Origin of the sequence: Acrocarpospora pleiomorpha (genome assembly GCF_009687885.1) — a bacterium.
Classification (GTDB): Bacteria; Actinomycetota; Actinomycetes; order Streptosporangiales; family Streptosporangiaceae; genus Acrocarpospora; species Acrocarpospora pleiomorpha.
On sequence record NZ_BLAF01000080.1, the window covers coordinates 32,320 to 45,448 of the forward strand.

The 13,129-nt window shown below is 68.4% G+C and carries 12 protein-coding genes; 9 read left to right on the forward strand and 3 right to left on the reverse strand.

Translation table 11 applies throughout. The features are described 5' to 3' along the window. Positions 1 to 30 precede the first annotated feature (30 nt). The 6 genes from Aple_RS44830 to Aple_RS44855 are packed head-to-tail and all read left to right on the forward strand — an operon-like array spanning position 31 to position 6,647. Entirely contained in the window at positions 31 to 921 is an 891-nt protein-coding gene (locus Aple_RS44830; RefSeq protein WP_246265284.1) for a formylglycine-generating enzyme family protein, read from the forward strand. After that, positions 918 to 2,270 carry a sulfatase family protein gene (locus Aple_RS44835; protein ID WP_155350895.1) on the forward strand — a complete coding sequence of 451 codons (1,353 nt, stop codon included), beginning with the start codon at positions 918 to 920 and terminating at the stop codon, positions 2,268 to 2,270. The genes Aple_RS44830 and Aple_RS44835 overlap by 4 nt, the downstream gene beginning before the upstream one ends. Positions 2,271 to 2,321: 51 nt before the next feature. Next, positions 2,322 to 2,882, forward strand: coding sequence for a PadR family transcriptional regulator (locus tag Aple_RS44840; RefSeq protein ID WP_281361700.1), 561 nt, complete (start codon positions 2,322 to 2,324; stop codon positions 2,880 to 2,882). Between the two features lies 1 nt (position 2,883). Further along, positions 2,884 to 4,431, forward strand: coding sequence for a sulfatase family protein (locus Aple_RS44845; protein WP_155350897.1), 1,548 nt, complete (start codon positions 2,884 to 2,886; stop codon positions 4,429 to 4,431). After that, positions 4,428 to 5,663, forward strand: a complete 1,236-nt coding sequence (locus Aple_RS44850; RefSeq protein ID WP_170321981.1) for an MFS transporter — start codon at positions 4,428 to 4,430, stop codon at positions 5,661 to 5,663. The genes Aple_RS44845 and Aple_RS44850 overlap by 4 nt, the downstream gene beginning before the upstream one ends. A gap of 18 nt (positions 5,664 to 5,681) precedes the next feature. After that, entirely contained in the window at positions 5,682 to 6,647 is a 966-nt protein-coding gene (locus Aple_RS44855) for an alpha/beta hydrolase (protein ID WP_155350899.1), read from the forward strand. Here Aple_RS44855 and Aple_RS44860 read toward each other — a convergent pair. Beyond that, complete coding sequence (locus tag Aple_RS44860) at positions 6,619 to 7,857, reverse strand: NAD(P)-binding domain-containing protein (protein ID WP_155350900.1); 1,239 nt, start codon at positions 7,855 to 7,857, stop codon at positions 6,619 to 6,621. The genes Aple_RS44855 and Aple_RS44860 overlap by 29 nt on opposite strands. Before the next feature lie 10 nt (positions 7,858 to 7,867). Beyond that, on the reverse strand, positions 7,868 to 8,416 hold the full coding sequence (locus Aple_RS44865) for an OsmC family protein (protein WP_155350901.1): 549 nt from the start codon (positions 8,414 to 8,416) through the stop codon (positions 7,868 to 7,870). A gap of 150 nt (positions 8,417 to 8,566) precedes the next feature. On the opposite strand from Aple_RS44865, the gene metX reads away from it, so the two are divergent. The 3 genes from metX to Aple_RS44880 are packed head-to-tail and all read left to right on the forward strand — an operon-like array spanning position 8,567 to position 11,615. Next, positions 8,567 to 9,778 carry a homoserine O-acetyltransferase MetX gene (metX, locus tag Aple_RS44870; RefSeq protein WP_218038833.1) on the forward strand — a complete coding sequence of 404 codons (1,212 nt, stop codon included), beginning with the start codon at positions 8,567 to 8,569 and terminating at the stop codon, positions 9,776 to 9,778. A 32-nt stretch (positions 9,779 to 9,810) separates the two neighbouring features. Beyond that, positions 9,811 to 11,136, forward strand: a complete 1,326-nt coding sequence (locus Aple_RS44875) for an O-acetylhomoserine aminocarboxypropyltransferase/cysteine synthase family protein (protein WP_155350903.1) — start codon at positions 9,811 to 9,813, stop codon at positions 11,134 to 11,136. Beyond that, positions 11,133 to 11,615 (forward strand): CoA-binding protein, encoded by a 483-nt coding sequence (locus tag Aple_RS44880; RefSeq protein WP_155350904.1) that lies wholly within the window; start codon positions 11,133 to 11,135, stop codon positions 11,613 to 11,615. Before Aple_RS44875 ends, Aple_RS44880 begins: the two co-directional genes overlap by 4 nt. A gap of 20 nt (positions 11,616 to 11,635) precedes the next feature. Here the strand turns inward: Aple_RS44880 and Aple_RS44885 are convergent, their stop codons facing one another. Next, positions 11,636 to 12,889, reverse strand: coding sequence for an SGNH/GDSL hydrolase family protein (locus tag Aple_RS44885; RefSeq protein ID WP_155350905.1), 1,254 nt, complete (start codon positions 12,887 to 12,889; stop codon positions 11,636 to 11,638). Positions 12,890 to 13,129: the final 240 nt, after the last annotated feature.

Consider the following 13,129-nt stretch of genomic DNA (forward strand, 5'->3'; position numbering starts at 1 on the left):
GAAGGCGAAACACCGCCGGCACCGCGTACGTTGTCCGAGCGTCACAGCGGGTCGAGGGCCGGTTACGTCGATCTACCGGGCGGCGACTTCGCCATGGGCGACGCCTTCGCGGAAGGCTACCCGTCCGACGGGGAGCGGCCGGTGCACCGCGTCACGGTCAGCGGCTTCACGATCAGCTCGACCACGGTGAGCAACCAGGAGTTCGCCGTCTTCGCCGGGGCGACCGGGTACCGAACCGAAGCCGAGCGGTACGGCTCGTCCGCCGTCTTCCACTCCGCGCTTCGCGCGCCGGCACGCGACGTCCTGGGCGCGGCCGCGGGCGCCGCCTGGTGGCTCAACGTACGGCGCGCCGACTGGCGGCACCCCGCCGGCCGGAACTCGCACTGGACCGACGTGCCCGACCACCCGGTCGTGCACGTCTCCTGGCGGGACGCGGTGGCCTACTGCGAGTGGGCCGGCGCGCGCCTGCCCACGGAGGCCGAGTGGGAATACGCGGCGCGCGGCGGCCATCAGGGACGCCGGTTCCCGTGGGGGCAGGAACTCGCGCCCGGGGGAACGGACCTCTGCAACATCTGGCACGGCGAGTTCCCCACCCACAACACCTTGAGCGATGGATTTCTCACCACCGCGCCGGTCCGGTCGTTTCCCCCCAACGACTTCGGCCTGTACGAAATGACCGGCAACGTCTGGGAGTGGTGCGCGGACTGGTTCTCCGCCTCCTATTACCAGCGCTCTCCACTCCATGATCCCCGTGGCCCGCTCTCCGGCAGCGCGCGGGTCACCAGAGGTGGCTCCTACCTGTGTCACCGCTCGTACTGCCACCGGTATCGGGTGGCGGCGCGCTCACGGAACACTCCCGAATCCTCCACGGGCAACTGCGGGTTCCGTGTCGTGCGGACACGAGGCAAGGACCAACGATGACCCCGAACATCCTGCTCATCACCGCCGACGATCTCGACGCCACCGTTCCGGGATGCTTCGGCGGCACCGCGAACACCACACCGCGTCTTGACCGCCTGGCCGCCGAGGGTATGCGATTCCTGCGCGCCCACGTGCCCGTCGCCGTGTGCCAGCCGAGCCGCTCGGCTCTGATGACGGGCCGGCGCCCGCATCGCAACGGCGCGCAGGGCTTCGAACCGGTCCTCGACGAGGTGCCCGTCCTGCCGGATCTGCTCCGGCCGGTCGGCTACCGCTTCGGCATCCTCGGCAAAGTCAGTCACCTCGCTCCGCAGGAACGATTCGGCTGGGACACCGTTCGCACCGAGGAGCAGCTGGGCACGGGACGAGATCCACAGGCGTACGCGCGGGCCGCCGCCGAATTCATCGCCGACGCGGCGCGGCCCTGGTTCCTGCTGGCCAATGCCCACGACCCGCACCGCCCATTCCACGACAGCGAGACCGAACACGCGTGGTGGCCCGAGGAGACCAGGACGGACGTGCCGCCGCCGTCCAAGGTCTTCGACCCGGAAGAGGCCGATCCCCCAGGGTTCCTCCCCGACCTGGCGCTGGTGCGGAAGGAGTTCGCCGAGTATCTCAGCTCGGCCCGCCGCTGCGACGATGTCGTCGGCGCCGTGCTGGACGTCCTCGATGCCAGCGGACAAGCCGGCAACACGCTCGTGATCTTCCTGTCCGACCACGGTATGCCGTTCCCGTTCGCCAAGGCCAACTGCTACGTGCAGAGCACGCGGACGCCCCTGGTCATCAGGTGGCCCGGGCACATCGCCGCAGGTCGCACGGAAGGCTCGCACTTCGTCAGCTCACTCGACCTGTTTCCCACCTTGTGCACGGCCGCGGGCGTCGACGCCGGGCCTGACCTCGACGGCCGCTGCCTCACCTCACTGTTCACCGGCGGTCGGCAAGCAGGGCGGGAACACATGGTCACCGTCTTCCATGAGACCGCCGCCAGGGAACGCTTCGAAATGCGCGCGATCCAGACCGCCGAGCAGCTCTATGTCTGGAACGCCTGGAGCGACGGTGACCGCTCTTACCGTGCGGAGAACATGTTCGGCCACACCTGGCCGGCCATGCTGAAGGAAGGCACCGAGAATTCCGAAATGGCGCGCCGGAACGAGTTCTACCGAACCCGCTGCCCAGAGGAGTTCTACGACCTCACCGGCGACCCCCACGCTCTCGACAACACGGCCGGCACCGGGCGTCACCGCAAGGAACGAGACGAGCTACGGTCGTTGCTCCTGGCGGATCTTCAGTCCCACGGCGATCCACTCGCCGACGCCTTCGCTCGCTTCGCGGCTGAACGACGCACGACCTAGCCTCCAGTACTGCAAGGGACAGCAAAGTTGCTCGAATACGTCATTCTCGGTTTGCTCGGACTCCGTCCATTCTCCGGCTACGACATGCGGAAATGGATGGAAGGCAAAGGCCAGTACGTGGGGTACGGCGTCCAACTGCCGCAGATCTACCGGACCCTCGCGAAACTCGTCGACCGCGGCTGGATCGAGTTCCAGGTCGATTCCCGCGAGGGGAAGCCGGATGCCAAGCTCTATCGACTGACCGATACCGGCCGGCAGGAGCTCGTGGCCTGGGCGCGTTCTCCGTACGAGCCGTCGCCCCGGCCCATGGATCCCGACTTCATGGTGCGGTTCGTCATCGGCGGGGCCCTGGGCCGCGACATCGCCATCGCACTGCTGCGAACCGAACTCGACTACCGCCGAACGCAGGCGTCCAACCAGAACTGGCTGGACTTCGCCCATACCCCATTCGAGCCCGTGTCCGAGGTGGACGAGGCATGGGTCCGGGAACTGCACTGGACCGCGCACGAGCGCGGCTACGCCTCCACGGCCGCCTACATCGCCTGGCTCGAGCTCACGCTGGCGCGCCTCGAGATCGCTGACGGCACCACCCCAACGCGAGGACCCCGCTGAAATGCGAATCATCTACGTGGATGTCGACACTCTACGTGCCGATCACACTCAACCCTACGGATATCACCGGCCCACCACCCCGCACCTGCAGCAGCTGGCCGAACGCGGCGTCGTCTTCGACCGGTATTACTGCTCCGACTCGCCGTGCCTGCCCTCACGTACCGCGCTCACCTCGGGCCAGTTCGGCATCACCAACGGAGTCATCGGCCACTTCGGAGAGGCCGCCCGCTTCCGGCTCGATCCGGGCCACGGCGCCGAGCCCGACCGTCCGCTGCTGGGGCAGCACCTGCAGCGGCATGGTGTGTACACGGCGGCCGTCTCCATGTTCGCGGAGCGGCACCGCGCATATCACTTCCTGGGCAACTTCCGTGAGTCCATCCGGGCCACCGGAGAGCTCAACGACGAGCAGGCGCACGACGTCAACGCCACCACCATGGACTGGATCCGGCGCCACGCGCACGAGGACAACTGGTACCTGCACGTGACGTACTGGGAGCCGCACACCCCCTACCTGCAACCAGCGGCATGGACCCAGAAGGCCGCCGATTCCGGTCCTGCCCCGCACTGGCCCGACGCGGAGACCATCGCCGGCCACGCCGAGATCTACGGCCCGCGCAGTGCCCTCGACCTGCACTACAGCGTCTTCCCGCAAGGCAGTCCCAATGCCAACATGCCGGAGGCGATCCGCGACCGAGCCGACTTCGAGCACCTCGTCAACGGCTTCGACGGCTCGATCATGTATTGGGACCATCACTTCGGCCAGCTGCTGGCGCTGCTCGACGAGCTCGGCATCGCCGAGGAGACGGCCGTCATCGTCAGCGCCGATCACGGAGAATCGCTCGGCGAGAACGGCTCCTACGCCGAGCACGGACTGGCCAACGAGCCGACCCAGCGCCTGCCGCTGGTGATCTACTGGCCCGGGGTGACCGACGACCTCCCGGAAGAGCGCCGCCGCTGCGATGCCCTGCTGTACAACATCGACCTGGCCCCGACGCTCTGCGAACTGCTCTCACTCCCGACGCCCGACGGCTGGCAGGGCGCGTCCTTCGCGGACGCGATACGCGGTGCGGAACACCCCTCCCGCCCCTACCTCGTCCTCGGCCATGGCGCGCACACCTATCAGCGCGCGGTCCGCACGCGAGACCACCTCTACATCCGCACATACCACCCCGGATGTTTCCGCGCTGAGCCGGAACAGCTCTTCCATGTCGCCAAGGACCCGCATCTCACCCAGGACGTCCTGGCCGACGAGCCGGACCTCGCCGCCGCGATGCGCAACCACCTGCAGGAATGGTGGCATACCTACGCGGGCGCTCCCGGCAGCCTGCCAGACCCCATGCAAACGACCTTGCAGGTCGGGCCCACGCACTACAACGACCCCACGCGGTACATCGCCCACCTGCGCGACACCGGCCGCGCCCATCTGGCCGACCATCTCGAGCAGCGACTGCGGAGGCCCGCCTCGACGGTCCCCGTCTCCTGGCACGCTCAGATCGCCCCGCGGACCGAGGAACTCGTCCTGCGGCACGTCATGGACCGCAGCCGGTGAGACGCGTCGAAGACCCTGACGACAGGGTCGCCACCGCACCGGCCTCATCGGCGGGCAACGTCGGGGCCCTCCTCCTGATCGCGAACCTCGGCTGGGCCGTGCCCTCGGTGGCCGGGGCGACCCTGCTGCAGGCGCTGGTCGCCGACATCGACCCCGCACGGAAGATCGCCTTCTACGGCCTGCTGTCCACTGTCGGCGCCGCGTGCGCGAGCCTCGGCATGATCGTCTCCGGCACCCTGTCCGACCGCACCCACAGCAGGTTCGGCCAACGCAAGCCCTGGATCCTCGGTGGCGGGCTGCTCGCCGCCGCGTCGCTGAGCGCGGTCGGTCTCGTCACCTACACGCCGGCCATCCTGGCGCTGTACGCCCTCTATCACCTCGGGCAAAGCGCCATGCACGGGGCACTGTTCGCCCTCGTACCCGACCTTGTGGACCGGGCCCGCTACGGTCGCGCCTCAGGTCTGGCCGGCCTCGGACTGCTGCTCGGGCAGACACTCGGAGGCTTCGCCGCCGCGTCGTTCCTCACCTTGCCCGCCCAGGGACTGGTCGTCCTGCCGTGGCTCACCGCGCTCGTCGCCGTCCTCACCGTCAGCAAACTGCCCGCCAGCCGTCCCGGCGTTCAGCCCGCTCGGGCTCCCTCGATCAGGGCGGCCTTCAAATTGCCGAAAGACGCCGACTTCTGGCGTGCCTTCGCCGGTCGGTTCCTCTTCCTGCTCGCCTTCTACCTGATCATTTCGTACCACCTGTACGTGCTCACCGATTACTTCCACGTCGCGACCGAACACACCGGAGGCGTCTTCGCGTCGCTCACCCTGGTCTTCGCCGTGGGAGCCGCCGTATGCGTGGCGCTTTCCGGTGGCTGGTCGGACCGCATGGGCCGCCGCAAACCCCTCGTCGTCGGCTCGTCCGTCCTGCTCGCCGCCGCCGTCCTGCCGCCCGCGTTCAGCGACCAGCTGCCCTCGTTCTATGCGTTCTTCGGTCTCGCCGGCATAGCGTTCGGCACCTACCTCGCCGTCGACCAGGCGCTGATGGCCGATATCCTTCCCGAACGCGCCAACACCGCCAGGGATCTGGCCGTGCTCAATGTCGCCAACAGCCTTCCGCATGTTCTGGCCCCTGGCATCGCGGGGCTCATCGTCACCGCCACCGGCTACGCCGGCATCTTCGTCGCGGCATCCGTCGCCGCCGTTCTCTCGGCCATAGCCGTACAGGCCATGAAGACCATCGACTAACGCAAGGACGTGTCAACGATGAGACTTCACCCAGTCCTCCGCCTTCTCATCCCGGCCGTCACCAGACGCCTGTCCAGAATGTCGCACCCGTCGGCCACCGACCGACCGGCCAAGTCCGCGGAAGCCGCATACGGACGCCTGGTTCAGAAACCACCGGTCGACGTCGCCGTCACCAGCCTCCGCATTCCCCGCACCGACGAAGGCGGCAATATCGAAGCGCGCGTGTACCGGCCCGCCGGTCCGGACAAGGCGCGGGCGGCGCTCGTGTACTTCCACGGCGGAGGCTGGTGGCAAGGTTCGCTCGAGACATCCCACTCGCACTGCGCCCACCTGGCCAAGCTCGCCGACGCCGTCGTCATCAGCGTGGCCTACCGCCTGATCCCCGAGCACCCGTTCCCCGCCAACCTGCGCGACTGCTACACCGCATTCAGGTGGGCGGCGGAGCACGCCGGCGACCTCGGCGTCGATCCGTCCCTGATCGCCGTCGGCGGCACCAGCTCAGGCGCCAACCTCGCCGCCGCCGTGGCCCTGCGCGCCCGAGACGAGGACGGCCCGGCGATCGCGCTGCAGCTGCTGGAGATCCCCGTCCTGGACATCACCGCATCACCACAAGCGCCGGCGGACGCACCACCCTGGTATCACGTCATGATCGACCAGGCGCGGCAAACCTTCGACCGGTACGCCGGCTCGGGAGCACGACCGGAGGACCCTCTCGTATCGCCGCTTCTGGCCGAGAGCCTGCACGGCCTCCCTCCCACCGTCATCCTCGCCAACGAGCTGGACGTGGTGGTCGACCACGCCGTCCGCTACGCGGACCGGCTCCGGGAGGCGGCCGTACCGGTCACGCTGACCGTCTACCCGGGACTCGCACACGGAATGCAGGCCTTCACCAGGATCCTGCCGGTCGGACGACGCTTCCGCGCGGAGGCGGCCCGCGCCCTCTCCGCTCTGTCCCTCACCGACGTACGGCCAGGTGCCGTGTGAGGTGGTCGATCACCTCACGCGCGTCGTCCTCGATTCCGTGGATGAATGTGGACTTGCGGCGGCGCAGTACGGGCAGGCCCAGTGCGTACAGTCCTGGGCTGTCGACCGCGCCGCCCTCGTGGCGGAGGTGGCCCTTCTGGTCGACCACGGGCACGTTGAGCCAGCCGTAGTCGGGGCGATATCCCGTTGCCCACACGATCGTGCGGATCTCGCCGCTTCGCAGGTCGAGTTGCCAGCGGGCCGACTCGGGCACGTGGGTCGGCGCGAAGCGCTCGGGCGGGGCGACCTCGGCGTCGCGGCCGTGAGTTCGGGCCCACTCGTCGAAGGTGTCGAGCAGGCGCCGCATTTTGAGGTCCGCGAGCGAGAACACGTTTCGCAGGCCGCCGGAGAACAGCGCACGGCCGTCACGCACGGCCGCCCAGCGGCCCACCAGCTCGACATCCATCGTGGCGAGCGCGTTGAGGTCGAGCGTCCTGCGTTCGGGCGTCCCGACCAGCTGCGGCGAGGGTAGCCGCCGGGCCCGCGTCAGATCGTCGACCTCGTCGTGGCGCTGGTCCCAGACGCCCGACGCATCCATCCACCACAGCACATCGCGGCCGCGGTACAGGCGCGGCAACCGCACGTGCTCCCCTACCGAGAGGATCACCGGTCGCCCCGACCGCCGCAGCTCGGCTGCCAGTTGTACGCCGGTCGCCGACGCTCCCACGACGAGTACGCCGCCGTCGGGGAGCCGGCTGGGGCCGCGGTAGTCGAACGGCGTCAGTTGCACGACGGACGCCGGGACCGCGTCGGCGAACTGCGGCACCGCCGGCTGGTTGCAGGCGCCGCTCGCGATGACCACTGCCCGGCAGCTGATTTCGCCGCGGCTCGTCGTCACCTGGTATCCGTCGTCGGTGCGTCGCACCGATGTGACGTTCGTACCAGTACGGACGGGAGCGTGCGAGACGGCGGCGAAGCGCTCGATGAACTCGACCACTTCGCCCATCGTCATGTAGCCGTCAGGGTCCGGGCCTTCGTAGCTATGGCCCGGCAGGCGGCTCTGCCAGTTGGGAGTAAGCAGCCGCAGGGAGTCCCAGCGTTCGCGTCGCCAGGAGTTCGCCACCTCGCCGCGCTCGAGCACGACGTGGTCGACCGACCGGCAACGGAGGAAGTGGCTCGCGGCGAGGCCCGCGTGCCCCGCACCGATGACGACCGCGGTGGTGCGTTCGATGGCTCCTCCCTCAGGCGACTTCGACGGTGACGTTCGTGGGGTTCGTGAGCGCGTCGAACACGGCGGAGCGCTTCTGGGACTGGGCCACCAGCGCTTCGATGTCCTCCTTCGAGGCGTCCGCGTCGATCGTGAACGTCACCTTGACGTCGTTGAAGCCGTTGCGCACGTCGCTGTCGGCACCGAGGATCCCGCGAATGTCGTGGTTGCCTTCGACCGTCGACTCGACCGAGCGCAACTGGATGCCGCGGTTCTGGGCGACGGACGCCACGCCTGCCGTCAGGCAGCTCGCCAGGCCGACGAGGAGGTACTCGATCGGCGTGATGCCGTTGTCCTCCGCCGCGAAGACCTCGGGGTGGTCGGCGGTGAACACCGTTTCGCTCTTGTGGCTCTGCTCCTGCCCGAGGCCGAAGAAGTTCTTGATCGTCGTGGTGCTGTGGACGCCGTTCTCCCACTTGGCGGAGGCCCGCCAGGTGAACTGAGCTGCCTCAGGTGCGCCCTTCAACACCTCGCGGGCGTCGAGCAGTGCCTTGACGTTGACTCCGTTGTCGATCGTGGTCATGTCGCGTAGCGTCCTTTCCGTCATGCGGGGTGGTTTCCCGTCGAAGATTGGCCTCAGCTAGTAAGGCGTTCCATCCCGTTCCACCGGATTTCCCTGCATTTCCCATCGGGATATTTGACAATATCTTGGCCATGAGGAGTATGGCTAGGTATGATTCCGCCCATGGTGTCGGCGTCGACGTTCCCCGCCGGCTCGGTCGGTAGCGTCGAAACGCAGTACCTCGACCTGCCGGAACCAGTGCGGCTGGACTGCGGGCAGGCGCTGCACCCGGTCCGCGTGGCGTACGAGACCTACGGCACCCTCTCCCCCGCGCGTGACAACGTCATCCTGGTGTGCCATGCGCTCAGCGGCGACGCCCACGCGGCAGGATTCGCGAAGACTCCGGCCCAGACCAGCACGCGTGACGGGTTCGGGGCCGCGGACCGCGACGGTGCGGCCGGTAGCGGGCTCGGCTGGTGGGACGGGATGATCGGCCCCGGCAAGGCGTTCGACACCGACCGCTACTTCGTCGTCGCCACGAACCTGCTCGGCGGCTGTAGCGGGACGACGGGGCCGTCGTCGATCGACCCGGCGACAGGCAGGCCGTACGGATCCGACTTCCCCGTCATCACGGTCGCGGACATGGTGCGCACCGAGCGGGCATTCCTGGACGTCCTGGGTGTCGAGCGGCTCGCGGCGGTGGCCGGTGGCTCGCTCGGCGGGATGCAGGCGTTGCAGTGGGCGATCCTGTTCCCTGACCAGGTCGATGCCATCGTGGCGATCGCCAGTACGCACGCCCTGCACCCGCAGGGCGTGGCCTGGAACGCGATCGCGCGTAACGCCATCATGGGCGACCCCGCCTGGCAGGGCGGCCACTACTACGGCACCGACCGTGCGCCCCACGCCGGCATGGGCGTGGCGCGGATGGTCGGGCACGTCACGTACCTGTCCGCGCCGGCGCTGAACGACAGGTTCGGCCGGCGGCTGCAGTTCGCCGACGACATCCGCCACACGATCACCGAACCGGAGTTCGAGGTCGAAAGTTACCTGCGCCACCAGGCCGACTCGTTCGTCAAGCGCTTCGACGCCAACACCTATCTCTTCACCTCACGGGCGCTGACCTATTTCGACCTCGCGCGGCAGCACGGCGGCGGATCGCTCGCGCGGGCACTCGAACCCGTCTCGGCGCGGACGCTGCTGATCGCGTTCAGCTCCGACTGGCTGTACCCGCCGTCCGCGTCGAGGGAGATCGAAGACGCGCTTCGCGCTCTCGGCAAGCCGGTCGAGTTCCAGGTGATCGACGCGCCGTACGGCCACGACTGCTTCCTGCTCGAGGAAGCGCGTCAGACGCCCATAATCCGCCGCTTCCTGGCCGAAAGGTAGGGTCGGCGGATGACGTCGAGGAAGAGGCTTTGGTGACCGATCAGTTCCCCCGCGCCGAGGAAGCCCGCGCGTTCGGATTCGAGACACGGCAGCTGCATGCCGGGCAGCGGCCCGACCCGAACACGGGCGCGCGTGCGGTGCCGATCTTCCAGACGACCAGCTACGTGTTCGAAGACCCGGAGTCGGCGGCGGCGTACTTCAACCTGCAGGAGTACGGGAACACGTACTCGCGCATCATGAACCCGACCGTCGCGGTGTTCGAGGAGCGAGTGGCGAACCTCGAGGGCGGTTGCGGCGCGGTGGCGTTCGCCAGCGGGATCGCCGCGCAGGCGGCGGCGCTCTTCACGCTGCTGCAGCCGGGCGACCACGTCGTCTCGTCCTCGGCGCTGTACGGCGGGACGGTGAACCAGCTCAAGCACCTGCTGGGCAAGATGAGCGTCGAGCTGACGTGGGTCGATCCCGACGATCCGGACGCGTGGCGGCAGGCGGTCCGCGCGAACACGAAGGCTTTCTTCGGCGAGACGATCGGCAATCCTGCCGGGAACGTGCTGGACATCGAGATCGTGGCAGCCATCGCGCACGAGCACGGGCTGCCGCTGATCGTGGACAACACGTTCGCGACGCCGTACCTGTGCCGCCCGATCGAATGGGGCGCCGACATTGTGATCCACTCGGCGACCAAGTTCATCGGCGGGCACGGCACGAGCATCGGCGGCGTCGTCGTCGAGGCGGGCACGTTCGACTGGTCCAACGGGCGGTTCCCCGTGGTCGCGGATCCGTCGCCGGCCTACCACGGCCTGCAGTTCCACGAGACGTTCGGGACGTACGGCTATCTGATGAAGCTGCGGGCCGAGACTCTGCGCGATCTCGGCGGGGCACTCGCGCCGTTCAACGCGTTCTTGTTCCTGCAAGGGCTCGAGACGCTGTCGCTGCGGATGGAACGCCACGTCGAGAACGCGCGGGCGGTAGCGGCGTTCCTCGAGTCGCACGAGTTGGCGGCGAATGTCACCTATCCCGGGCTGCCGGCGAGCAAGTACCGGCCGCTCGTGGAGAAGTACCTGCCGCGTGGTGCCGGCGCGGTGTTCTCGTTCGACTGCGCCGGTGGCCGAGCCGGCGGGCAGGACCTCATCCGCGGTGTGACGCTCTGGTCCCACCTGGCGAACGTCGGCGACGCGAAGAGCCTGATCATCCACCCTGCCAGCACGACGCACCGCCAACTGGGCGACGACGAGCTCCGGGCAGCCGGCATCGCACCCGGGACGGTGCGGCTGTCGGTCGGCACCGAGTCCGTCGAGGATCTGATCTGGGACCTGGAGCAGAGTTTCGCGCACGTCGGGAAAGGGGTAGCGGGGGCATGACCGATCTCGGGCACTACCAGGACCCGTTGACGATCCAACGCGTGCTCCACAGCGCTAGGACCATCGCGATCGTGGGTCTGTCGAACAACGAGTTGCGAGCCAGCTATTTCGTTGGCTACTACCTCAAGCGGCACGGCTACCGCGTGATCCCGGTGAATCCGCGCGAGACGCAGATCCTCGGAGAGACGTGCTACGCGAGCCTGCTGGAGGTACCCGTGCCAGTGGACGTCGTGAACGTCTTCCGCGCGCCCGACGCGCTGCCGGGGATCGCGCGGGAGACTGTGGCGATCAACGCCAGTGCGCTCTGGTGCCAGTTCGGCGTAATCAACGAGGAAGGCGCGCGGATCGCGGCGGACGGCGGCGTGACAGTGATCATGGACCGCTGCCTCAAGGTCGAGCACGCGCGCTACGTGGGCCGGATGCACTGGCTCGGCTTCAACACCCAGCGCATCACGTCCGTCCGCGCCGGCCTCCAGTAGCTCGGCCTGCCTTCTGCTCGTCAGGAGATGGTGAGCGTGCCGTTCGCGTTGCGGGCGCACGTGACGATCGTGCGGGGCGCGGCGGTGAGAGCGCCGGTCAGGCACTGGCCGAGGACGGTGTGGCCCGCGGCGTTGGGGTGCCACGACTCCTGGCAGGTCTGGAAGTAGGTGACGCAGGTGTTCGCCAGCCGCTGGATGCCGATCTTGTCCCAGCCGGACAGGCTGGTGATGGGCGTGCCGGACGGCCCGTCCTGCACCCGTACCGGTGTGGCGAGTACGCCTGTCGGGCTGCCGGGGTTCTCGCAGAGCCGGGCCCCGTCGAAGGCCTTCTGGACGTCCAGCACGCGCAGGTCGGCCGCCGGACGCTCGGCCGCCAGCGTGGTGTAGGCGTTCTTGACCAGGGTGCCGAGGTTCTGGGAGAACATGTGCCCGGGGGCGAGGCTCGCGCGGTGGATCGGGCAGCCGGCGGCGTACCGCTCGGCGCCGAGGGCGCGGAACTTGTCGCGGGTGTCGGTACGGCTGTCCTCATCCCGGTACTGCGTGGCGACGTCGAGCGGCAGCGGGTTGGTGTAGGTCTGCAGGACTACTTGGTGAACGCCGTCGGCATCGATTTGGGCGAGGGTGTCGAGGACCTGGCGCAGAGCGGCGGTGGTCTCGGTGGTGGCGGTGACGACCTCGGGGTCGGTGGCCAGGTCCGAGACGGTGCAGGGCTCCTGCGGCACGTCGCCGTTCAGGTAGGCCCAGAACTCCCACCAGCCCGTCCAGGCGTCGGCGATGAAACGGTTGGCGCACAGCTCGGCCACGTCGCCGAAGGTGAACTGGGTGTTGTTGGAGCCGAGGCCGATGAGGACGACGTCGATGTCGTGGGTCTGGGCGACGGCGCGTAACTGGTCGAGTTGCGAGGCGACGGAGCGGCCCTTGGCGCGGGCGCTGGAGGGATTGGCGATGTCAGCTGGCTGGCCGCCGGAGCACGCGAGGTTGAAACGGTCCTGGATGCCGGGGAGTGAAGCCTTGAACAGCGAGGCATTCGCCGACCGGTGGCAGAAGTAGGCGTTGCTGTTGGCCGCCGACCAGCCCGGGAAGGCCTGCGCCGTCCCGGAGGCGTCGACGACGGGCTGGTAGTCCCCCGCCCCCTCGCCGCTGACGAAGCTGTCGCCGAGCACGACGGCGGCGGTGGGCAGGGCCGCCTGCGCCGCTCCGCCCTGGACGACTTGCATGCCGACCGCGCCCAGCATGAGCGCGACCATCGCGGCCGCACGGCGGAGAACCCTCACAACTCCCCATTTCCTACTAAACAAGTATGAAATAACGAATGCCTGGATCACAACATGCCGCGCCGATGGCGTCAAGATCGCCACAAGGCCCAGCCGCTCCACCTAAGAGATCGCGTATCGGCCTGATCGTCAAGCATGCGTTTGTTTGCTAAGGACCAAACGTTCGGCGACCGGCGCACCAACATGACAGGCCCCCTGCGACCCCTGGCCCAGCGCATGCGGACACTCGATCACGCCTGC